This is a genomic window from Rhizobium sp. 01N48, assembly GCF_056399145.1.
Genome location: NZ_JBFTQT010000007.1, coordinates 148,178 through 170,021, shown reverse-complemented (window position 1 = coordinate 170,021; position 21,844 = coordinate 148,178). Strand labels below are relative to the sequence as shown.

General features: G+C 62.2%; 22 protein-coding genes and 1 pseudogene. 2 read left to right on the top strand and 21 right to left on the bottom strand.

All coding sequences use genetic code 11. The features are described 5' to 3' along the window. Nucleotides 1–142 precede the first annotated feature (142 nt). The 5 genes from ntrX to dusB all read right to left on the bottom strand — a co-directional run bounded on the left by ntrX (nt 143) and on the right by dusB (nt 7,576). On the bottom strand, nt 143–1,507 hold the full coding sequence (gene ntrX / locus AC1DOG_RS15485) for a nitrogen assimilation response regulator NtrX (RefSeq protein WP_018899970.1): 1,365 nt from the start codon (nt 1,505–1,507) through the stop codon (nt 143–145). After that, entirely contained in the window at nt 1,497–3,767 is a 2,271-nt protein-coding gene (locus AC1DOG_RS15480) for a sensor histidine kinase NtrY-like (protein WP_477929181.1), read from the bottom strand. Before AC1DOG_RS15480 ends, ntrX begins: the two co-directional genes overlap by 11 nt. Before the next feature lie 211 nt (nt 3,768–3,978). Beyond that, the gene (gene ntrC / locus AC1DOG_RS15475; protein ID WP_018899972.1) at nt 3,979–5,430 is read right to left on the bottom strand and encodes a nitrogen regulation protein NR(I); all 1,452 of its coding nucleotides are present in this window, start codon (nt 5,428–5,430) and stop codon (nt 3,979–3,981) included. Next, nucleotides 5,427–6,578: a two-component system sensor histidine kinase NtrB gene (locus tag AC1DOG_RS15470; RefSeq protein WP_477929178.1), complete on the bottom strand. Its 1,152-nt coding sequence runs from the start codon at nt 6,576–6,578 to the stop codon at nt 5,427–5,429. The genes ntrC and AC1DOG_RS15470 overlap by 4 nt, the downstream gene beginning before the upstream one ends. Continuing rightward, nucleotides 6,575–7,576 carry a tRNA dihydrouridine synthase DusB gene (dusB, locus tag AC1DOG_RS15465; protein WP_477929176.1) on the bottom strand — a complete coding sequence of 334 codons (1,002 nt, stop codon included), beginning with the start codon at nt 7,574–7,576 and terminating at the stop codon, nt 6,575–6,577. The genes AC1DOG_RS15470 and dusB overlap by 4 nt, the downstream gene beginning before the upstream one ends. Before the next feature lie 162 nt (nt 7,577–7,738). On the opposite strand from dusB, the gene AC1DOG_RS15460 reads away from it, so the two are divergent. Both AC1DOG_RS15460 and AC1DOG_RS15455 read left to right on the top strand, forming a co-directional pair. Beyond that, nucleotides 7,739–8,959: a bifunctional 2-C-methyl-D-erythritol 4-phosphate cytidylyltransferase/2-C-methyl-D-erythritol 2,4-cyclodiphosphate synthase gene (locus AC1DOG_RS15460; protein WP_477929174.1), complete on the top strand. Its 1,221-nt coding sequence runs from the start codon at nt 7,739–7,741 to the stop codon at nt 8,957–8,959. Next, complete coding sequence (locus tag AC1DOG_RS15455; RefSeq protein ID WP_477929172.1) at nt 8,956–9,456, top strand: CinA family protein; 501 nt, start codon at nt 8,956–8,958, stop codon at nt 9,454–9,456. Before AC1DOG_RS15460 ends, AC1DOG_RS15455 begins: the two co-directional genes overlap by 4 nt. Nucleotides 9,457–9,462: 6 nt before the next feature. On the opposite strand, the gene AC1DOG_RS15450 is transcribed toward AC1DOG_RS15455, so the two are convergent. From AC1DOG_RS15450 to eno, 16 genes and pseudogenes are all read right to left on the bottom strand, one after another. After that, on the bottom strand, nt 9,463–9,906 hold the full coding sequence (locus AC1DOG_RS15450; RefSeq protein WP_018899977.1) for a type II toxin-antitoxin system RatA family toxin: 444 nt from the start codon (nt 9,904–9,906) through the stop codon (nt 9,463–9,465). A 9-nt stretch (nt 9,907–9,915) separates the two neighbouring features. Then, nucleotides 9,916–10,485 carry an AAA family ATPase gene (locus tag AC1DOG_RS15445; protein WP_477929171.1) on the bottom strand — a complete coding sequence of 190 codons (570 nt, stop codon included), beginning with the start codon at nt 10,483–10,485 and terminating at the stop codon, nt 9,916–9,918. A gap of 42 nt (nt 10,486–10,527) precedes the next feature. Beyond that, nucleotides 10,528–11,111: pseudogene (locus tag AC1DOG_RS15440) on the bottom strand (P-loop NTPase family protein). Nucleotides 11,112–11,142: 31 nt separating this feature from the next. Then, nucleotides 11,143–11,439, bottom strand: a complete 297-nt coding sequence (locus AC1DOG_RS15435) for a HigA family addiction module antitoxin (RefSeq protein WP_477929170.1) — start codon at nt 11,437–11,439, stop codon at nt 11,143–11,145. 9 nt (nt 11,440–11,448) lie between these two features. Further along, complete coding sequence (locus AC1DOG_RS15430; RefSeq protein ID WP_477929169.1) at nt 11,449–11,730, bottom strand: type II toxin-antitoxin system RelE/ParE family toxin; 282 nt, start codon at nt 11,728–11,730, stop codon at nt 11,449–11,451. 54 nt (nt 11,731–11,784) lie between these two features. After that, complete coding sequence (gene lipA / locus AC1DOG_RS15425; RefSeq protein WP_283194657.1) at nt 11,785–12,759, bottom strand: lipoyl synthase; 975 nt, start codon at nt 12,757–12,759, stop codon at nt 11,785–11,787. Nucleotides 12,760–12,798: 39 nt separating this feature from the next. Beyond that, a complete protein-coding gene (locus AC1DOG_RS15420; RefSeq protein ID WP_477929166.1) occupies nt 12,799–13,047 on the bottom strand; it encodes a GlsB/YeaQ/YmgE family stress response membrane protein in 249 nt (82 codons plus the stop codon). 14 nt (nt 13,048–13,061) lie between these two features. Then, nucleotides 13,062–13,316 (bottom strand): GlsB/YeaQ/YmgE family stress response membrane protein, encoded by a 255-nt coding sequence (locus AC1DOG_RS15415; RefSeq protein ID WP_018899984.1) that lies wholly within the window; start codon nt 13,314–13,316, stop codon nt 13,062–13,064. A 76-nt stretch (nt 13,317–13,392) separates the two neighbouring features. Then, a complete protein-coding gene (lpdA, locus tag AC1DOG_RS15410; protein WP_477929164.1) occupies nt 13,393–14,838 on the bottom strand; it encodes a dihydrolipoyl dehydrogenase in 1,446 nt (481 codons plus the stop codon). 15 nt (nt 14,839–14,853) lie between these two features. After that, nucleotides 14,854–15,435: an N-acetyltransferase family protein gene (locus tag AC1DOG_RS15405; RefSeq protein ID WP_477929162.1), complete on the bottom strand. Its 582-nt coding sequence runs from the start codon at nt 15,433–15,435 to the stop codon at nt 14,854–14,856. A gap of 2 nt (nt 15,436–15,437) precedes the next feature. Further along, entirely contained in the window at nt 15,438–16,079 is a 642-nt protein-coding gene (locus tag AC1DOG_RS15400; protein WP_112979641.1) for an SGNH/GDSL hydrolase family protein, read from the bottom strand. Nucleotides 16,080–16,098: 19 nt separating this feature from the next. Then, nucleotides 16,099–17,442 (bottom strand): pyruvate dehydrogenase complex dihydrolipoamide acetyltransferase, encoded by a 1,344-nt coding sequence (locus AC1DOG_RS15395; protein ID WP_477929160.1) that lies wholly within the window; start codon nt 17,440–17,442, stop codon nt 16,099–16,101. An 18-nt stretch (nt 17,443–17,460) separates the two neighbouring features. Next, nucleotides 17,461–18,843 carry a pyruvate dehydrogenase complex E1 component subunit beta gene (locus tag AC1DOG_RS15390; protein ID WP_018899989.1) on the bottom strand — a complete coding sequence of 461 codons (1,383 nt, stop codon included), beginning with the start codon at nt 18,841–18,843 and terminating at the stop codon, nt 17,461–17,463. Between the two features lie 17 nt (nt 18,844–18,860). Beyond that, entirely contained in the window at nt 18,861–19,907 is a 1,047-nt protein-coding gene (gene pdhA, locus AC1DOG_RS15385) for a pyruvate dehydrogenase (acetyl-transferring) E1 component subunit alpha (protein WP_018899990.1), read from the bottom strand. A 146-nt stretch (nt 19,908–20,053) separates the two neighbouring features. Continuing rightward, nucleotides 20,054–20,374 carry an FtsB family cell division protein gene (locus tag AC1DOG_RS15380; protein ID WP_113011999.1) on the bottom strand — a complete coding sequence of 107 codons (321 nt, stop codon included), beginning with the start codon at nt 20,372–20,374 and terminating at the stop codon, nt 20,054–20,056. Nucleotides 20,375–20,514: 140 nt separating this feature from the next. Beyond that, entirely contained in the window at nt 20,515–21,789 is a 1,275-nt protein-coding gene (eno, locus tag AC1DOG_RS15375) for a phosphopyruvate hydratase (protein ID WP_018899992.1), read from the bottom strand. Between the last annotated feature and the right edge of the window lie 55 nt (nt 21,790–21,844).

Here is a 21,844-nt window from a genome sequence, read left to right as displayed (position 1 = left end):
GCCTTTGGTATCAAATCGCAATCTTTTCCGCAACGGCGAAAAAGGCCTGTCTAATTTTATGCGGCGGCAGATCGCCTTGGGCCCCTGCCGCTGCCCTGCCCGCCCATCGAAAAGACACGCCGGCTACCGATTGCGCCGCTGATCAGACGCCGAGCGACTTCAACTTGCGGTGCAGCGCCGAGCGTTCCATGCCGACGAACTCGGCGGTACGCGAGATGTTGCCGCCGAATCGATTGATCTGGGCAATCAGATAATCCTTCTCAAACATCTCGCGCGCTTCGCGCAGTGGCAGCGTCATGATGTGGTAGTCGTTCTTGGCCGATACCTTCGGCAGCATGTCGCCCAGGTCGGTCGGCAGCATCTCGGCGGTGATCGGCGCATCAGGACCGTCGGAGCGGGCGAGAATCATCAGGCGCTCGATGTTGTTGCGCAGCTGGCGGATATTGCCTGGCCAGTCATGAGCCTGCAGGACCGCCATCGCATCGTCCCCGATGCGGCGTGGACGAATGCCCGCCTGTTCGGAAATCTGGCGCATCAGCTGATCGACGAGGAACGGGATGTCCTCGCGGCGTTCGGCCAAGGACGGCACCTTGACCGGCACGACGGCCAGCCGGTGATAGAGATCCTCGCGGAACCAGCCTTCGGCGATGCGGCTTTCGAGATTATAGGCGGTCGAGGAGACAATGCGCACATCGACCTTCACCCGCTTGGAGCCGCCAACACGCTCGAACTGCTGATCGACCAGCACGCGCAGGATCTTGTTCTGCGTCTCGCGCGGCATTTCGCCGACCTCATCGAGATAGAGAATGCCGCGATGGGCTTCCTCGAGCGCGCCGATCTTGCGGGCCTGACCGGGCGAGCCCTCGGTTCCGAAGAGCGCCACTTCCATGCGGTCGGGCGTGATGTTGGCGGCGTTGATGGCCACGAACGGACCACTCGCGCGCGACGACTTCTTGTGGATCATCCGCGCGACCAGTTCCTTGCCGGAGCCGGAGGAGCCGAGGATCATGATGCGGCTGTTGGTCGGCGATACCTTCTCGATCGTCTGGCGCAGCTGCGAGACGGCGACGGAGGTTCCGATCAGCTCGACCGGATCGCCGGCCTTGCGCTTCAACTCGGAGACCTCGCGCTTGAGCTTGGAATTTTCCAGCGCACGCTCGGCGATCAGGATCAGGCGGTCGGCCTTGAAGGGCTTTTCGATGAAATCGAAGGCGCCGCGCTTGATGGCGGAGACGGCGGTCTCGACGTTGCCGTGGCCGGAGATCATGACGACGGGAATGTCGGGATGGCGCGCCTTGACCTCATCCAGCAGCGCCAGACCGTCGAGCTTGCTGCCCTGCATCCAGATATCGAGGAAGATCAGCCGCGGGGCGCGGTCCGAAATCGCTGCAAGAGCGCTGTCGCTGTCGTGGGCGGTGCGGGTCTCGTGGCCCTCGTCGGAGAGAATGCCGGAGACGATCTCGCGGATGTCGTGTTCGTCGTCGACGACCAGAATATCAGAGGCCATATGCATTTTCCTTGTCACTTGCGGCCGAGGCGGCGGGCGATTGCTCCAGGCGCGGCAGATGCACGCGGATCATGGCCCCTCTTCCCTGGTCAAAATCAGCGGGTGCATCATGCAGTTCGAGCTGCCCGCCATGTTCTTCAATAATCTTCTTCACGATGGCGAGGCCGAGACCGGTCCCTTTCTCGCGCATCGTCATATACGGTTCCAAAATGCTGTGCCGGTTCTCGACAGGCAGACCGCGTCCGTTGTCGATGATGTCGACGGTGAAGCGGTCGCGCGGCTGGTCGAGCGATGCGCGCACCAGCACCTTGCGCTCGTCGCGCTCGTTGGCCGGCACGGCCTCGATCGCTTCCACCGCGTTCTTGATGAGGTTGCCGAAGGCTTGGCCGAGCATGCGGCTGTCGAATTGTCCTTCGAGCGGCGCATCGCCGAATTCCTGCAGGAAGGCGACGTGGCTGTTGCCCATCTCGCGCAGGAAGACCGCGTCATGCAGGATCTTGCGCAGGTCGCTCGGCTCCTTGATCGGCTTCGGCATGCGCGCGAAGGAGGAGAACTCGTCGACCATGCGGCCGATATCGCCGACCTGGCGGATGATCGTCTCGGTGCATTGATCGAAAACGCCGCGATCATCCTGGTTGATCTGCTTGCCGTATCGGCGCTGGATGCGCTCGGCCGACAGCTGGATCGGGGTCAGTGGGTTCTTGATCTCGTGGGCGATACGACGCGCCACGTCGCCCCAGGCGGTGGAGCGCTGGGCGATGACGAGATCGGTGATGTCATCGAGCGTGATGACATAGGATTCGCTGAGGTCGCGCACTTCCTCGCGCGTCACCTGAACACTCAGCGTGCGCACGGTGCCGGCGCGCACCAGCGCGATCTGCTTGCGGAAATCGCCGCGATAGCGCGACGCCGCCTCGGTCAGGACTTGGTCAACCTCGGGCGCAATCTCGGAGAGCTGCTTGCCGAGCATGTCGCCGGCATCGAGCGCCATCAGCGTCTCGGCCGAACTGTTGACGATGGTGACGCGGCGATCGTGCTCGACGCCGATGACGGCAGCGGTGACGCCCGAAAGCACCGCTTCGATGAAGCGGCGGCGGTCGTCCACCTCGTCCTTGGCTTCGAGGATCTCGTCGCGCTGGGTGCGGATCTCCGAGATCATCTTGTTGAAGGTGCGCGACAGATTGGCGACGTCGCCATCGACGGCATGCACGGGAACGACGATGTCCATATTGCCGGATGCGACGCTGTCGGCCGCGGTGATCAGCAGGCGGATCGGGCGGACGATGCGGTCGGCAACGGCGATCGCGGTCCAGATGGCGGCGAGCAGCACGATCAGCGCGAAGCCGACATAGAGAATGGCGAAGGCGATCTGCAGCGAGAAGCGTCCCGCCTCCATCGACCTGTATTCGGTGGCGTTCTCCTCCATCATCCGCATCGCGGTCATGACCTTGGGGTCGACCGCACGCACCGTATAGAGGAAGGCGCCGTCGATCGATTCGAGCCGGATGATGGCACCGACAAGGTTCGTCACACCCGGCGGAATGAGCGTCGGCTGGCCGGCAGAGGCCTTGTTCAGGGCATCCTGCGGGATCGCCGGCAGCGGCTTCTCGGTCTTGATGTCGGCCTGCGTGATGACGGTACCGTCAGCCTGGACCAGGAAGGCGCCGAGCAGGCCGCGTCCCCTCGCCTGGCGTGTCATCAGCTCGGCAAAGCCGGTGCGGTCGAGATTGAACAGCTGGCGATTGCGCTCCAGATCGTTGGCCATCGAGACCGTCTGGCCCTGCAGATAGCTCGCATTCTCCATCATGTAGGCCTGCCCGATATTGCGGGAGGAACTGACGATCGACTGCGTTCTGAGCGCGAACCAGCGGTCCAGACCGGCGTTCAGCGTGATACTGGCAAAGAGGGCAACGAGAATGGCCGGCGTGATTGCAACGATCGAGAAGAGGACGACGATGCGGATATGCAGGCGTGCAGCGGCGCGCCCGCGCTTGCGCGCCTTCAAGAGCCGCGAAACCTCGCGGCCGATCAGCGCCATCAGGCCGAGCACGAAGAAGGAATTGACGACGACCGAGGTGATGACGACCGGCGATGTCGGCGCGATCGGCGTCAGGCCGAGAAGCACGAAGAGCGTCATCGTCGCGCAGAGAAGCGCGCCCCCGGCAAGCACGAGACCGGGCAGAGCAAACAGCGCGCGGCGATCCGTTACCGTGGTAACTGCTTCGCCCTCCGCCGCCGGCGGCAACGCATCCTGCTTCATTCGTTTAACTCTCCACGCGGCGAAACGCATTTCACCGCCGTCCTTGGGTCAGGGTGAAAGACCGCGCTCGATCTCCCGCTCGTCCATCGTCGAGCCGGATCTTCGGACGCAGAACTGACCGCAGGAACACAAACCCCTTGCGTGACTTATTGGCAACGCAATGTGGCGAAAATGCAACGCATCGCGTCACATTGTCAAGCGTTGGAGAGCGTCAAGCGGTGCGGGAGCTTCTGTAGACCGATACGCCGAGTTCGCGGATCTTCTTGCGCAACGTGTTGCGGTTGAGACCGAGCAGATCGGCAGCCTTGATCTGGTTGCCGCGCGTGGCCGTCAGCGCTGCCAGGATGAGCGGATACTCCATCTCGGTCAAAACGCGGTCATAAAGGCCCGGAGGCGGCAGATTATCGCCGAACGTCGCGAAATAGGACCGCATGTTTTCTTCGACAGCCTGGGCAATGGTCATGTTGCCATTGCGGATCGGACCCTTCTCGATAGGGCTGTCCGGCACGTCGGAACGCAGCTCGGATTCGATGATTTCGCGGGTGATCACATCCTGTGGATAAAGTGCCATCAGGCGACGGATGAGGTTCTCCAGCTCGCGCACGTTGCCCGGCCAGGCATAAGCCTTCATCAGATCGAGCGCTTCCTGATCGAAACGCTTGGTGCCGAGACCTTCCTTCTCCGCCTGCTGGACGAAGTGACGGACGAGATCGGGGATATCTTCAGCGCGGTCGCGCAGCGGCGGCAGGCGCAGCGGCACGACGTTGAGGCGGTAGTACAGATCCTCGCGGAAGAGGCCCTGGTTGATCGCCTGCTTCAGATCCTTGTTGGTGGCGGCGACGATGCGCACGTCGGTGCGGATCGGCGTGCGGCCGCCAACGGTGGTGTATTCGCCCTGTTGCAGCACGCGCAGCAGGCGCGTCTGCGCATCCATCGGCATGTCGCCGATTTCATCGAGGAACAGCGTGCCGCCCTCAGCCTGCTCGAAGCGGCCCGTCGAGCGCGTCTGGGCGCCGGTGAAGGCGCCCTTCTCATGGCCGAACAGCTCGGATTCGATCAGGTCGCGCGGGATTGCGGCCATGTTGATCGCCACAAAGGGACCGTTGCGGCGCTTGCCGTAGTCATGCAGCGCGCGGGCGACGAGTTCCTTGCCGGTGCCGGATTCGCCGGTGATCATCAGAGTCAGATCGGTCAGCATCAGACGCGCCAGCACGCGGTAGATTTCCTGCATGGCGGCCGAGCGGCCAACCAGCGGCATGCCGTCCTGCACGTCGTCCTCGACCTTGGCCGGCTTGCGCTTCGGCTCGGACAGCGCCCGGCCGATGATGCCGATCAGCTCGGTGAGATCGAATGGCTTCGGCAGATAGTCGTAGGCGCCCTTTTCCGAGGCTTTGATCGCCGTCATGAAGGTGTTCTGCGCGCTCATGACCAGCACCGGAAGATCCGGGCGGGCCTTCTTGATGCGTGGAAGCAGGTCGAAGGCATTCTCGTCGGGCATGACGACGTCGGTGACCACGAGGTCGCCCTCGCCGGCCGAAACCCAGCGCCACAGTGTGGCGGCGTTCGAGGTGATACGCACGTCATATCCGGCGCGGCTCAAGGCCTGATTAAGCACCGTACGAATTGCCGCATCATCATCCGCGACGAGGATCGTTGCTGTCATCGAGAAGGTCCTGTGGGGGTTATGGTTGCGTCCTCAAGCGATGCGTCCTTGGAGGCAGGCATGAGCACGCGGAATGTGGTTTTGTTGGTCTGGCTGTCGCATTCGATGATGCCGCCATGATCACCGATGATCTTGGCCACCAGCGCAAGGCCGAGACCGCTGCCGTTCGTCTTGGTGGTGATGAAGGGGTCGAACAGATGCGGCAGGAGATCGGACGGAACGCCCGGGCCGTTATCCTGCACGCAGAACTCCAGCGRCAGCGAAATCTTCTCGCGCGTTCCCGCGACCGAGAGACGGATGCCGGGACGATATGCGGTCGTCAGCACGACTTCGCCATCCGGCCGGTCGCCGATCGCCTCGGCGGCGTTCTTCACGAGATTGAGGAAGACCTGCACCAGCTGGTCGCGGTTGGCGTAGACCGACGGCAGCGAGGGGTCGTAATTCTCGGTGATCTTGATGTGACGCGCAAAGCCCGCCTTGGCCACCGCCTTCACATGATCGAGCACGGAGTGGATGTTGACAGGCACCCGGTCGACTGGGCGCTCGTCGGAGAAGACTTCCATGCGGTCGACCAGCGAGACGATGCGGTCGGTCTCGTCGCAGATCAGTCGGGTCAGCGCGCGGTCGTCGTCGGTCGCCGAGTGCTCGAGCAGCTGGGCGGCGCCGCGAATCCCTGAGAGCGGGTTCTTGATCTCGTGCGCCAGCATGGACGCGAGACCGGTGACCGAACGGGCGGCGGCGCGATGCGTCAGCTGCCGGTCGATCTTGTCGGCCATCGAGCGTTCCTGGAAGACGATGACGACGGAGCCCGGCTCGCTCGTCACCGGCGCCACGTAGATGTCGACGAGCTTGTCCTGGCCGAGCCTTGGCGAGCTCAGATCGACGCGATACTCGTTGATCGGCGCCCGGCGCTCACGCACCTGGTCGATCAGCGCTAGAAGCGGGCTGCCGAAGGGAATGAAGGTCGAGATCTTGTAGCGCGCCAGATGCGAGGCGCTGGCCCCGAAGAAGGCTTCCGCCTCCCAGTTGGCAAAGGCGACCAACCCGGCATCATCGACCATGATGACGGGGTTCTGGATGGCGTTGAGAACGGCCATGGCGACGGCACTGCCGGCATGGGCAGATGATAGCGACGCGTCGTTTGTCATGCAGCCTCCCGGGCATCTGTATTGTCTGCCGCCGCGACCAGGGCATCGTGGAATCGTTGCGAGACCTCGCGTGGGTCGCGCGCGGTCATGATCGCCGCCTTGTCGTTTGCCGACACCGACGGTGCGAAGCGCTCCATATACCAGCCGAGATGCTTGCGAGCATGACGAACACCGACGGCTTCCCCGTAAAAATCGAGCATCATGCGATAGTGTTCGACGGCAATATCGGCGATTTCCCATGACTGAGGCGCATCGGCGCCGGCGAGCACGCCGGCATGCCACGGGCGCCCCTGGCAACCGCGGCCGATCATCACGGCATCAGCGCCCGAGCGGCGTAGGATTTCATGGGCATCCTCGACTGTTTCGACGTCGCCATTAGCGACCAGCGGGATGGTGAGCACATCGCGCACCGCGCGGATCGCATCCCAATCGGCGCGTCCCTCGTAAAACTGCATGCGCGTACGACCATGGATCGTCACCAGCTGGACGCCGGCCTCCTCGGCACGCTTTGCGATCTCGGGGGCGTTGATCGAATTTTCGTCCCAGCCAAGCCGCATCTTGAGCGTGACGGGAACATCGACGGCCTTGACTGTCGCCTCGATGAGGCCGAGCGCGTGGTCGGGATCACGCATCAGCGCGGAGCCGGAATAGCCGCCGATCACCTTCTTGGCCGGGCATCCCATGTTGATGTCGATGATATCAGCACCGTGCGCGGCGGCGATCTTCGCGCCTTCCGCCATCCAATGCGCTTCGCGACCGGCAAGCTGCACCATGTGCGGATTGAAGCCCGCGGTCTTCAACCGCGCCCAGGATTGCTCGGTGTCATTGACGAGTTCGCGGCTCGCCACCATCTCGGTCACCACCAGCCCCGCGCCATGGCGCCAGGCCAATTGACGGAACGGCATATCGGTGACGCCGGACATGGGCGCCAGCACGATACGGTTGCGCACCGCAACGGTTCCGATGCACAAAGGAGATGCGAGGTGTATGTCAGACAACTGATTATCTTTCAGGCACGCTAAGCAGGTGCACTATTTTTAGACAGATTTAAAAGACTTGCCAAGGGGGAAGTGCCCGGTTTGATATTTTTCGGGCAAATGCTGGAATTCGGTGCGCCAAGCCGTTAGAGCACCTCCAGAAATTCTGCTTTTTGGGGATTTATGCCGCAAATGCATCAAAAGCAACCGATATCGATCGGAATTATCGTGGTGGCCGCAGGCCGGGGCGAGCGCGCCGGCGCATCTGTTGAAGGCCCAAAGCAATATCGCCGGATCGGTGGCCGGCCCGTCATTGCCCACACGCTCGAACTTTTCGCGACATGGCCTGAGGCGACCGAGATCGTCGCCGTGATTCACGCCGATGACGAATCTCTATTTGCGAAGGCAACCGCTGGTGTGACTTCCAAGCTGCCGATCGCGACAGTCCATGGCGGCTCGACGCGCCAGCAATCGGTGCTCTCAGGGCTTCGGCATCTAAAGGACAAGGGGATCACCCACGTCCTGATCCACGACGCCGTGCGGCCGTTCTTCGATCACGATCTGCTCGACCGCGTCGCGGCCACTCTGGCTGAAGGCGCGCCTGCCGTGCTGCCGGCCATGCCGGTTGCCGATACGCTGAAGCGCGCCGATCAATCCGGCATCGTGGTCGAGACCGTGCCCCGAGCGCAGCTCTTTGCCGCGCAGACACCGCAATCCTTCGACTTCGGCATCATCCTTGCCGCGCATGAGAAGGCGGCGGCCGCCGACCGCAACCATTTTACGGACGACGCGGCGATCGCCGAATGGGCCGGCCATCCCGTGACGATCGTCGAGGGCATGGCCGACAATGTAAAACTGACAGTGAGGCGCGATATCGCAATGGCTGACCAGAGACTTTCCAGCGCACGCCTTCCCGATGTGCGCACCGGCAACGGCTACGACGTGCACCAGCTCGAGGCCGGCGATGGCGTGACGCTCTGCGGCGTGCTCATTCCGCACGACCAGAAGCTCAAGGGCCACTCCGACGCTGACGTCGCGCTGCATGCGCTGACGGACGCGCTGCTTGCCACATGCGGCGCCGGCGATATCGGCGACCACTTCCCGCCATCGGACCCGCAATGGAAGGGTGCGCCGTCGCGCATTTTCATCGAGCATGCGGCCAAGATCGTGCGCGAGCGCGGCGGCACCATCATGAACGCCGACGTGACGCTGATTGCCGAAGCGCCGAAGGTCGGGCCGCACCGCGACACGATGCGCGCAATGCTTTCGGAGTTCCTCGGCATCTCGATCGATCGCTGCTCGGTGAAGGCGACGACCAACGAGACGATCGGCTTCGTCGGCCGCCGCGAGGGGATCGCCGCCATCGCCACCGCCACCGTCGTCTATCAGGAGATTGCCCAATGAGCCTCTATCCCGCCGATATCCTGTCCGAGGCCGAAGCCATTATCAGGACGTTCGGAGCGGCGGGATTGATGGTGTCTACGGCGGAATCATGCACCGGCGGGCTGATTGCCGGCTCGCTCACGGAAATCGCGGGTTCGTCGGCGGTCGTCGACCGCGGCTTCGTCACCTATACGAACACCGCGAAGATGGAGATGCTCGGCGTTCAGGAAGCGACCCTTGCGCGTTTCGGCGCGGTGTCGGAAGAGACGGCGCGACAGATGGTGCATGGCGCCCTCTTCCGCTCGCGGGCATCGATCGCTGTCGCGGTCACGGGTATCGCGGGGCCAGGCGGCGGATCGGCGGAGAAGCCGGTCGGGCTGGTGCATCTCGCCGCCAAGTCGCGCAACGGTGACCTCATTCACAACAAGATGCTCTATGGCGATATTGGCCGCGGCGAGGTTCGTCTCGCCACCGTCAGGACGGCGCTGGCGATGATCCGGCAGCTCGGGCCGCAGTAAGCCGGATCAGCTGTAGATCTTGCCGGCGCGCGTTTCGAAGGCTTCGGTGAACATCCGGAAAGCGCGGTCGAACATCGAGCCCATCAGGGCGCCGAGGATGCGGCTCTTGAACTCGTAATCGATGAAGAAATGCACGTTGGAGCCCGACGCCGTGTCTTCGAAGCGCCAGCGGTTGTCGAGATACTTGAAGGGGCCGTCGATGTATTTGACGTCGATGACGCGCTCGGCCTTGTTGAGCAGTACCTGCGTCGTAAAGGTCTCACGGATCGCCTTGTAGCCGACCGTCATGTCGGCGATGAGCAGCACCTTGCCATCGCGCTCCTTGCGGCTGCGGATCGCAAGCCCTTCGCAGAGCGGCAGGAATTGCGGGTATTTCTCGACATCGGCAACGAGATCAAACATCTGGTCTGCGGAATGCGGGACGGGGCGGTGCGTTTCGAACTGAGGCATGACCGGCAGTTAAGCGGGCGCGCCGAGAAGATCAAGAAGGCGGCGCATTTCACGGTGCGATTTCAACTGAAGGACGGGCACATCGGGCTTGTATCGCTCGATGCCACCGAGGATGAGCGGCGCCCACCGGCGCTCGAAGTTCCAGATGTAGGTCAGGAACTCGCCATCCAGCTTTTCCGGGCAGCCCGGCGCCATCTCCGGCCGCGCCCTGCCCCGCCAGCGAAGCCACCTTGTGGTGACACCGAGCAGGCACCGCCAGCGCGGCAGCCGCACCCAGAGCACGACATCGGTGCGCGGCATCCTGAGATCGAAGGTCGAGGCGCCGGTCCCGTCCATCAGCCACCGCTCTTCGGCAACAGCGGCCGCGATCATCTCGCGCTCCTCGGCCTTCGGCCGCTTCACCCAGCCGGGCAGCCAATAGAAGTCGCGATCCATCGAGATGTGCCGCACGCCAAGCCGCGCGCCGAGGCGTTTCGATAGCGTGGTTTTGCCGCCGCCGGAGCAGCCGATCACGAGAATGCGGTTGGCGCGGCTGACGAGGTTGGCGGCGCTGGCGATATCGGTGACGAAATTCGGCATGTCTTTCCCTCCCGCAAGCAAAGACCGAATCAGGCTGTCATCCTAGCCGATGGCTTCGAGGCGCTGAAGCAGCTGTCCCATCTGCGCCCTGCTCCTCAATTCGACGAGCGGGACGTCAGGCCCATGCAGGCGGATGCCTTCCATGAATTCGGGCACGTCGTCCCTCTCGAAATTCCAGACATAGGACATGAACTCCCGGTCCGGCCACTGTTCCAGGCATCCGGGCGCCATGTCGGGCCGCGTCCTGCCGCGATAGACGATGCCGCGCTTGAAGATGCTCCACAGGCAGAGCGCGACACTCTCACCCACAAGATGACATCGGCGCGCGGCAGCCTGAGATCGAGCGTTCTCGGATTATTGCCATCGATGATCCAGCGGTCCTCGGTCACGATCCTGGCGATGATCACGCGCTGCTCCGGCCTCGGTCTCGACACCCACCCCGGCAGCCAGAACACCTCGCGGTCCATGGAAACGTAGCGAACGCCGAGGATGCGCGCGAGCTTTTGCGCCAGCGTACTCTTGCCGCCACCGGAGGCGCCGAAAATGACGATGCGGTCCGCACGCTTCAGGAATTCAGCAGCCTCACCGAGATCGGTGACGTTCAGCCGGTGCTTCGGTTGTTGCAACACGATGGCCTCTTGTCTGATTGCGGGGAGATCAGGCCGCCTGGACGGGTGTGATCCCGCTGAGATCGCCGGCGGCCCTCCGCGCGACCGCAAGGTCATAGGTGCGCTGCAGATTAAGCCAGAATTCCGGGCTGTTGCCGAAATAGCGGGACAGACGCAACGCGGTGTCGGCGGTAATGCCGTTTTCGCCGCGCAGGACCCGTTCGATCCGCGTGCGTGGAATTCCCATGTCCTCCGCCGCCTTATAGGCGGAGATGCCGTATTCCTTCAGGAAATCCTCCTTGAGAATTTCACCGGGATGGATGGGGTCGACAGGAATGATCTGCATCCGCATCTCCTAATGGTAGTCGCAGAATTCGACATGATCCGCATTGCCGTCTTTCCAGACGAAGCATATGCGCCACTGATCGTTGACACGGATAGAATGCTGGCCGGCCCGGCTGCCCTTCAAGGCGTCAAGACGATTGCTTGGCGGAACCCGCAAATCATCAAGGCTTATCGCAGCGTCGAGTGCCATCAACTTCCGTCGTGCCCGCTCAACGACATCCGCCGGGAAATGGCGGGCATCGCGTCGCAGGAAAAGGCCTTCAGTCTGCTTGTTGCGAAAGCCAACGATCATGCGATATCCGTATCGGAAAACGATACGGATATCAATATATCGTCGTTAGGCTGATTACTCCGCAGCCACCAGCAGCTTCTTCTCACGCGCCGCGCGCAGGCGGGCGAAGTCGTCGCCGGCGTGGTGCGAGGAGCGGGTCAGCGGGCTGGAGGCGACCATGAGGAAGCCCTTGGTGTAGGCGACCGTCTCGTAGGACTTGAATTCCTCGGGCGTGACGTAGCTCATGACCGCGTGATGCTTGCGGGTCGGCTGCAGGTACTGGCCGATCGTCAGGAAGTCGACGTCGGCGACGCGCAGGTCGTCCATCAGCTGCAGCACTTCGTTGCGCTCCTCGCCGAGGCCGACCATGATGCCCGACTTGGTGAACATGGTCGGATCCAGTTCCTTCACCCGCTGCAGCAGGCGAACGGAGTGGAAGTAGCGGGCGCCGGGACGAACCGTCAGATAGTTGCCCGGCACGGTTTCCATGTTGTGGTTGAAGACGTCGGGCTTGGCGGCGACGACGCGCTCCAGCGCACCGGGCTTCTTCAGGAAGTCGGGCGTCAGGATTTCGATCGTGGTCGTCGGCGACGCAGCGCGGATCGCCCAGATCACCTTCTCGAAGTGCTCGGCGCCGCCGTCTTCCAGATCGTCGCGGTCAACTGAGGTGATGACGACGTGGCTGAGGCCCATCTCCTTGACGGCCTTCGCCACGCTGTCGGGCTCGGCCATGTCGAGTGCGTTCGGCTTGCCGGTCGCGACGTTGCAGAAGGAACAGGCACGGGTACAGATCTCGCCCATGATCATGAAGGTGGCGTGCTTCTTGTCCCAGCACTCGCCGATATTCGGGCAGCCGGCTTCCTCGCAGACGGTGACGAGCTTGTGCTCCTTCACGATCGAGCGGGTTTCGGCGTAGCCCTTGGATGTCGGCGCCTTGACGCGGATCCAGTCCGGCTTGCGCATGACTTCCGTGTCCGGGCGATGCGCCTTTTCCGGGTGCCGCACGCGCTTTTCAGCGTTTGGATTGATCCTGTCGAGAATAGTTACCATCAATAACCTGCCTTCAAACCGCCGAAACGGCCTCTTTCGTCAGCGTCTGACGAGTTTTGCCAGAAATAGCAAGATACAAGAGCCGATGAAACCCGTCACAAGGTAACCCAGCCGACCGCTACCGACATAGATCCCGGCGCGGGCGAAGATTGCGCTCGCTATAACAGCACCGATGATGCCGATGACGATATTCATCAAAACGCCGAAGCGTATGCCCATCAAAATGCCCGCGAGCCAGCCCGCCAGGCCACCGACGATGATCGCCGTAATCAAGCCCACACCTTCCATGCAGTCTTATCCCCTCAAGCTATCGCCCTTGCGATCAACACCACGATGATGGCGCCGACCGTGGCGTGAATGATCTGCACCACGATGGCGCTGTCTATGCCCAGGTTGATCCCCAGCGCGTTGAAGAGAAAGCCTCCGACGAACGCGCCGATGATGCCGCTGAGCAGGCACCGTATCAATCCGCCTCCGCCAACGATCAGACTGGCGAGGAACCCCGCGACCAGACCGATCAGGAGGAAGATGACGAGTGCCTGCGTACCCATAGACATGATGATTTCCTTTCGCTTTTTCCAGTCCAAGATTGAACGTGGTTCAATCCGTCATAGAGAGCGGCGAAGAAAATTATCAAGCGTTAAGGACGCGACCATAAGCATCCAGAACCGCTTCCTTCATGGTTTCGGAAACCGTCGGATGCGGGAAGATGGTGTGCATCAGTTCTTCTTCGGTCGTTTCCAGGTTCATGGCGACCACGAAGCCCTGGATGAGTTCGGTGACTTCGGCGCCGACCATGTGCGCGCCGAGCAGCTCGCCAGTCTGCTTGTCGAAGATCACCTTGCAGAGACCCTGGTCCTCGCCGAGCGCAATCGCCTTGCCGTTGGCGGCAAAGGAGAAGCGACCAACGCGGATGTCGCGGCCGGCTTCCTTGGCCTTGGCTTCGGTCAGACCGACGGAGGCGACCTGCGGGTGGCAGTAGGTGCAGCCGGGGACCTTGCCCTTGTCGGTGGCGTGAACGTTCGGCAGGCCGGCGATCTTTTCGACGCAGACGACGCCTTCGTGCTCGGCTTTGTGGGCAAGCATTGGCGGGCCGGCGACGTCGCCGATGGCATAAATGCCTGCGACATTGGTCTTGCCGTAGCCGTCGATGACGACGCAGCCGCGGTCGGTCTTGACGCCGACAGCCTCAAGGCCAAGGTTTTCGATGTTGCCCTGGACGCCCACGGCCGAGATCATGCGGTCGGCGGTGATCTGCTGGACCTTGCCGTCAGCCGTCTCGACATGCGCCGTGAGGCTATCAGCGGCCTTTTCTACCTTGGTGATCTTGGCGCTGGTGAGGATCTTCATGCCGCGCTTCTCGAGCTGCTTGCGCGCGATCGCGGTGACTTCGACGTCCTCGACCGGCATGATGGTCGGCATCACTTCGACGACGGTGACGTCGACGCCCATGGAGCGGTAGAAGCTCGCGAACTCGATGCCGATGGCGCCGGAGCCCATGACGATCAGCGACTTCGGCAGGGCTGCCGGCTTCATCGCCTCGAAATAGGTCCAGATCAGCTTGCCATCCGGCTCGATGCCCGGCAGCGCGCGCGGACGGGCGCCGGTCGCGATGATGATGTGCTTGGCGTTGTAGGTGCCTTCGCCCTTGACGTTCTTCGGAACCGGGTTCTGCGGCTCGACGACGGGCTTGGAGGACTTGCCGACGACGATTTCGCCCGGCTTAGTGATCTTGGCTTCGCCCCAGATCACATCGACCTTGTTCTTCTTCATCAGGAAGCCGACGCCGCCGTTGAGGCGCGCCGAGACACCGCGCGAACGGGCTACGACAGCCTTCACGTCGGCGGTCATCTTGCCTTCGAGCACGAGGCCGTAGTCCTTGGCGTGGTTGGCGTGGTCGAGCACCTCGGCCGAGCGCAGCAGCGCCTTGGTCGGGATGCAGCCCCAGTTCAGGCAGATGCCGCCCAGGTGCTCGCGCTCGACGATCGCGGTCTTGAGACCGAGCTGGCTGGCGCGCACAGCGGCCACATAGCCGCCGGGACCGGAGCCGATGATGATGACGTCGTAATTCTCAGCCATGTTTTCCTGCCTTTGTTATCGGGCGTCGCGGGTGAGAAGCACCCACTCGTGTTTCCTGCTGCTTTCGAAAAGCGACATCGCCTTCTGGCGCGCCGCTTCCGAAAATCCATTCTTCTTGTAAAGCGACAGAGCCGCTTCATTGTCACTTGCCGTGATCAGACTGACCGGCAGCGTCCCTGCCCTGTCGATCTGACCTTTCAGTATTTCTCGGCCGATCCCGATGCTGCGCAGATGGCTATAGACGCCGAGCGTTGCAATGAACCAGCTGCCAACAACCATCTTCTGCAGGTCGATCACCGGCTGCAAAGCCACGCGGTCGACCTCCATATTCTTTACGTCCTCGCCCAGCGCGTAACCGATCGCCGCGCCCGCCGTCTCGCCGTAGGCTTCGGCCAGCACCGCGTGGCGCCATGTGCCGTAGCCTTCGTCCTGACGCATCTTCAGCCGGCCAAGCTCCATCGGCGTATCGCTTCCGGTGCCGCCCAGTTCACCCAGCCAGAGCCAGGAGGCGAAACCATGCGAGGCAATGTCCGAGAGGATCGCGAGTTCGGCCGCGTCATCCCGTGTGGCGGGACGCAGCGTCACGAAAGACGCCACGGTCAAAGCCCCAACATCATCCGCACGGTCGATTCCATGCCGCGCCCGAGAGCGCGGGTATTTTCGGCGTCGAGATGGATGCCGTCGAGCGGCGTCGTCTTGGCGACCGAATTGCCGTCGAAGAAACCGCAGCCTAGCTCGTCAGCAAGATCCCGATAGAGCGTCGCCAGCATTGCCGATTCCTCGATGCCGCCGATGAAGGAGGCCGCGAAGGGAACGTTGGCCGTCTCGCAGATCCTCGGCGGTGCGACGATCAGGATATCCGGCACGTCGAAATCGAACGGCCATGCGTGGTTGCGGATCAACCTTACCAGCCGGGCAATGCCCTGGCAGGCGGCGAAGGCCGATCCGGCCACGACATTTTTCATGTCGTTGGTGCCCAGCAGCAGAATGACGAGATCGAGCGGCGCATGCGTCTGCAGGATCGTCGGCAGGACGCGGGCGCCGTTGCGGTCGCAATCGGCCAGATGGTCGTCGAAGGCGGTGGTACGGCCGTTCAATCCCTCGGCGATAACCCGGACCTCGTTGCCGAGTGCAGCCTGAAGCGCACTCGGCCAACGATCCTTGTACTCATGACGGCCGACGGAAGCGGCGTCATAACCCCAGGTCAGGCTATCACCATAGCAAAGAACGGTCTTCGTCATTTCCGCCTCCGCCGTTTGATCAGACGAGCATGCCCATCGGGTTTTCGATGTAGCCCTTGAACGCCTGCAACAGCTCCGCGCCCAAAGCGCCATCGACGCAGCGATGGTCGGTCGACAGCGTGACCGTCATCACGGTCGCGACAGCCAGCTGGCCATTCTTGACGACCGGGCGCTGCTCGCCAGCGCCGACCGCGAGGATCGTTGCGTGCGGCGGGTTGATGACGGCTGCGAAGTGCTTGACGCCCATCATGCCCATGTTGGAGACCGACGAGGTGCCACCCTGATACTCCTCAGGCTTCAGCTTGCGGTCCTTGGCACGCTTGCCGAGGTCGCGCATCTCGTTGGAGATGGCCGACAGGGTCTTTTCCTCGGCCTTGCGGATGATCGGGGTGATCAGGCCGCCCGGGATCGAGACAGCAACGCCGACATCGGCGTGCTTGTGCTTGACCATGTTGGCTTCCGTCCAGGAGACGTTGGCATCAGGAACGTCGCGCAGTGCAAGCGCCATGGCCTTGATGACCATGTCGTTGACCGACAGCTTGTAGGCCGGCGCGCCCTCCTTGCGGGGAGCGGCGTCGTTGAGCTGGGCGCGCAGCGCCAGCAGCGCATCGAGCTCGCAATCGACGGTGACGTAGAAGTGCGGCACGGTCTGCTTGGATTCGACCAGGCGCTTGGCGATGACCTTGCGCATGCCGTCATGCGGGACGAGTTCGTAGGAACCCGGCTCGAACAACTTGAGAACGGTCTCGTCGGATGCGCCCTTCGGTGCGGCGGCCGGAGCCGATGCGGCAGCCTGCGGAGCAGCGGCAGATGCAGCCTTTGCACCACCGCCAGCGACAGCAGCTTCGACGTCGCTCTTGACGACGCGGCCATGCGGGCCGGAGCCTGCAACAGCCGACAGATCGATACCGGCTTCCTTCGCCAGACGACGCGCGAGCGGCGAGGAGAAGGTGCGGTTACCCGTGGAAGCAGCGGCAGGCGCTGCTGCTGGTGCAGGAGCGGCCGCTGGTGCGGCCGGAGCCGGAGCAGCTTCAGTCTTTGCTTCGGCCTTCGGCGCTTCGGCAGCCTTCGGTGCCGGAGCAGCCGAACCCGCGCCGCTGGCGGCGGCAGCGATGTCTTCGCCATCGGCAGCCAGAACTGCGATCAAGGCATTGACCTTGACGCCTTCAGTGCCAGCGGGGACGACGAGCTTGGCGACGACACCTTCGTCGACCGCTTCGACTTCCATCGTCGCCTTGTCGGTTTCGATCTCGGCGATGACATCGCCAGACTTAACCGTATCGCCTTCCTTGACCAGCCACTTGGCGAGGTTGCCCTCTTCCATGGTCGGAGACAGGGCAGGCATCGTGATGTTGATAGGCATCGAAATACCCTTCCCTTGTTACTTGTAGCAGACGGCTTTCACGGCCTGGACGACTTCGTCGACGCTTGGCAGCGCAAGCTTTTCGAGGTTGGCGGCGTAAGGCATCGGAACGTCCTTGCCGGCGATCGTCAGAACCGGCGCATCGAGATAATCGAAGGCCTGCTGCATGACGCGGGTGGCGATTTCGGTACCAACAGAGTTCTGCGGGTAGCCTTCCTCGACGGTGACGAGACGGCCGGTCTTCTTGACCGATTCGATCACGGTCGGCAGGTCCATCGGACGCAGCGTGCGCAGGTCGATCAGTTCGACGTCGATGCCGATCTTTTCGAGTTCGGCGACGGCCTTGGTGGCGTAGGTCATGCCGATACCGAAGGAGACGATCGTGACGTCCTTGCCCTGACGGTGGATACGGGCCTTGCCGATCGGAAGAACGAAGTCGTCCATCTTCGGCACGTCGAAGTGCTGACCGTAGAGGATTTCGTTTTCAAGGAAGACGACGGGGTTCGGATCGCGGATAGCAGCCTTGAGCAGGCCCTTGGCGTCGGATGCCGTGTAGGGCATGACGACCTTGAGGCCCGGGATCTGGCTGTACCAGGCCGAGTAGTCCTGGCTGTGCTGGGCGCCAACGCGGGCAGCCGCACCGTTCGGGCCACGGAACACGATCGGAGCGCCCATCTGGCCGCCGGACATGTAAAGCGTCTTGGCAGCGGAGTTGATGATCTGGTCGATCGCCTGCATGGCGAAGTTGAAGGTCATGAACTCGACGATCGGCTTCAGGCCGGACATCGCAGCACCGACGCCGACGCCGGCAAAGCCGTGCTCGGTGATCGGGGTGTCGATAACGCGGCGGGCGCCGAATTCCTGCAGCAGACCCTGGGTCACCTTATAGGCGCCCTGGTATTCGGCCACTTCCTCGCCCATGACGAAGACGTTGTCGTCGGCGCGCATTTCCTCGGCCATGGCGTCGCGAAGCGCTTCGCGCACGGTCATGGAGACCATTTCGGTGCCGGCGGGAATTTCAGGATCGTTCGGAACCTGAGCCTTCGGCTCGGCGGGAACGGGAGCGGCAGCAGCGGCTGGCGCTTCAGCAGCCTTGGGTGCCTCAGTGGCGGCCGGTGCGGCAGCAGCAGGTGCAGCCGAGATGTCGGATGCGGATTCGCCGTCCTGCAGGAGAACAGCGATCTTGGCGTTCACCTTGACGCCTTCGGTGCCGGCGGCAACGAGCAGCTTGCCGATGACGCCTTCGTCGACGGCTTCGACTTCCATCGTCGCCTTGTCGGTTTCGATTTCGGCAATGATGTCGCCGGAGGTGACCTTGTCACCTTCCTGCTTCAGCCACTTGGACAGCGTGCCTTCTTCCATCGTCGGAGAGAGGGCGGGCATGAGAATATCGATTGGCATGGGTCTACCCTCCCCGATTACAGCAGAATGTCGGTGTAGAGCTCGGATGCATCCGGCTCCGGTGCGGCCTGGGCGAAGTCGGCGCTATCGGCGACGATGTCGCGAACGTCCTTGTCGACCGCCTTGAGATCGTCTTCGCTGGCCCAGCCCTTTTCGATAAGGCGTGCCTTGACCTGCTCGATCGGATCCTGCTCGGAGCGCATCTTCTGCACTTCTTCCTTGGAGCGATACTTGGCCGGGTCGGACATGGAGTGACCGCGATAGCGATAGGTCAGCATTTCGAGAATGATTGGGCCCTTGCCGGAACGGCAATGCTCGAGCGCCTCGTCGGCCGCAGCCTTGACGGCGCGAACGTCCATGCCGTCGACCTGGACGCCGGGGATGCCGAAGCCGGAGCCGCGCAACGAGTAGTTCGACTGTGCCGTGGCACGGGCCGTGGAGGTGCCCATGGCGTAACGGTTGTTCTCGATGATGTAGATGATCGGGAGCTTCCAGAGAGCAGCCATGTTGAAGCTCTCGTAGACCTGACCCTGGTTGGCGGCGCCGTCGCCGAAATAGGCGATCGAAACGCTGTCATTGCCGCGATAGCGGTTGGCGAAGGCGAGACCGGTGCCGAGCGACACCTGTGCACCGACGATGCCGTGACCGCCGTAGAAATGCTTCTCCTTGGAGAACATGTGCATCGAGCCACCCTTGCCACGGGAGTAGCCATCGATGCGGCCGGTCAACTCGGCCATGACGCCGCGTGCGGTCATGCCGGTTGCCAGCATGTGACCGTGGTCGCGGTAAGCGGTGATGACCTGGTCACCTTCCTTCTGCGCCATCTGCATGCCGACGACGACAGCTTCCTGGCCGATATAAAGGTGACAGAAACCGCCGATGAAGCCCATGCCGTAAAGCTGGCCCGCCTTCTCTTCGAAACGGCGGATAAGCAGCATTTCGCGATAGGCCTTGAGCTCTTCGTCACGATCGAAATCGGCCACCGGGCCACCATTCGATGCCTTGGCTGCAGGCTTTGCGCTTGTCTTACGGCTGGAAACGGTCGCGTTTTTTCGCGGAGCCATTCAACCCTCCCTATGGGTTTATCGGTTCTTGGGTGGTGCGCACCATAGGGAAGAAAATTCGCCGCAGCAATGCCATAATTGCATGGCTCGTATTCAGCGATAAAGCATTGATAAATATCAATTTATTTCAATTAACCGGAATCCGGTTAATTTGAATAATGATTGAATATGACGATCTCGTCGGCGCGGGAGAAGTTCAGCTGAAGACGGGCCTTCTCGTCCAGCATGTCCTTATCCATGGAACCATCACTTAGGAGCGCCACCTGCTTTTCAAGGTGTTCGCGCTTATTTTTAAGCACGGAAAGCTCCCTTTCGCGCGCGATGCGCTGGCGCTCGAACACTTCTGTCGCGCGCAGGCCGTAGTCGCCATGGATGCAATGGTAGCCGAAGTAGGAGAGAAACGCGACCGTCATCGCCGGAATGACGAAACGRCCGATCTTTTTCTTCTTATGATGCTTGGTCCACATACACGCATTCTCGAAACGCATTACCCTTGACCAGAAGACTACCGGGCAGAGATTAACCGTCCGTTGACTATGAACGCGGCGCAACAAAAAACCCGCGCTCGTTAAAGCGCGGGTTCCAAATGCTTGAAATGCAGACGATCTTAGCCGCGGATGATCGAACGGCCGGCGTACTGCGCCTGCGGGCCAAGGCCTTCTTCGATGCGGATCAGCTGGTTGTACTTGGCAAGACGATCCGAGCGCGACAGCGAGCCGGTCTTGATCTGACCGCAGTTCGTGGCAACGGCGAGATCGGCGATCGTCGAGTCTTCGGTTTCGCCCGAACGGTGCGACATGACAGCGGTGTAGGCTGCCTTGTGCGCGGTGTTGACGGCGTCGAGCGTTTCCGTCAGCGAACCGATCTGGTTGACCTTGACGAGGATCGAGTTGGCGACGCCCATCTTGATGCCGTCGCGCAGGCGAGCCGAGTTGGTAACGAAGAGATCGTCGCCGACCAGCTGAACCTTCTTGCCGGCCAGATCCGTCAGAGCCTTCCAGCCATCCCAGTCGTCTTCAGCCATGCCGTCTTCGATCGAGATGATCGGGTACTGGGCAGCGAGCTGTGCTAGGTATTCGGCCATTGCGCCCGGCTCCAGCGTGCGGCCTTCGCCTTCGAGAACGTACTTGCCGTCCTTGAAGAATTCGGTCGAGGCGCAGTCGAGGCCGAGATGGATGTCTTCTCCAGGCTTGTAGCCGGCTTTCTCGATCGACTTCATGATGAAATCGAGGGCTTCAGGAGCGCTCTTCAGGCCCGGTGCGAAACCGCCTTCGTCGCCGACGTTGGTGTTGTGACCCTGGGCAGCGAGCTCCTTGCGGAGCGTGTGGAAGACTTCAGAGCCCATGCGAACGGCTTCGCGGATGGAATCAGCGCCAACCGGCAGAATCATGAATTCCTGGAAGTCGATCGGGTTGTCAGCATGCGCGCCGCCGTTGATGATGTTCATCATCGGAACCGGCAGCAGGTGCGCGGAAGCGCCACCAACGTAGCGGTAGAGCGGCAGGCCGGCAGCTTCGGCGGCAGCCTTGGCAACGGCGAGCGAAACGCCGAGGATGGCGTTGGCGCCGAGGCGCGACTTGTTCGGCGTGCCGTCCAGCTCGATCATGATGTTGTCGATCTGGATCTGGTTTTCAGCGTCGATGCCGCCGATGGCGTCGAAGATTTCCGTGTTGGCGGCTTCGACGGCCTTTTCGACACCCTTGCCGAGATAACGCTTGCCACCATCGCGGAGTTCGACGGCTTCGTGCGCGCCGGTCGACGCGCCCGACGGAACGGCGGCGCGGCCCATGCTGCCATCTTCGAGATAGACATCGACTTCGACGGTGGGATTACCACGGCTGTCGAGAATCTCGCGGGCGATAATGTCGGTAATAGCGGTCATCGGCTCTTCTCTGCTTGAGGGTGGATAAATCGTTTGAAATTCGTCTTTAATCGAA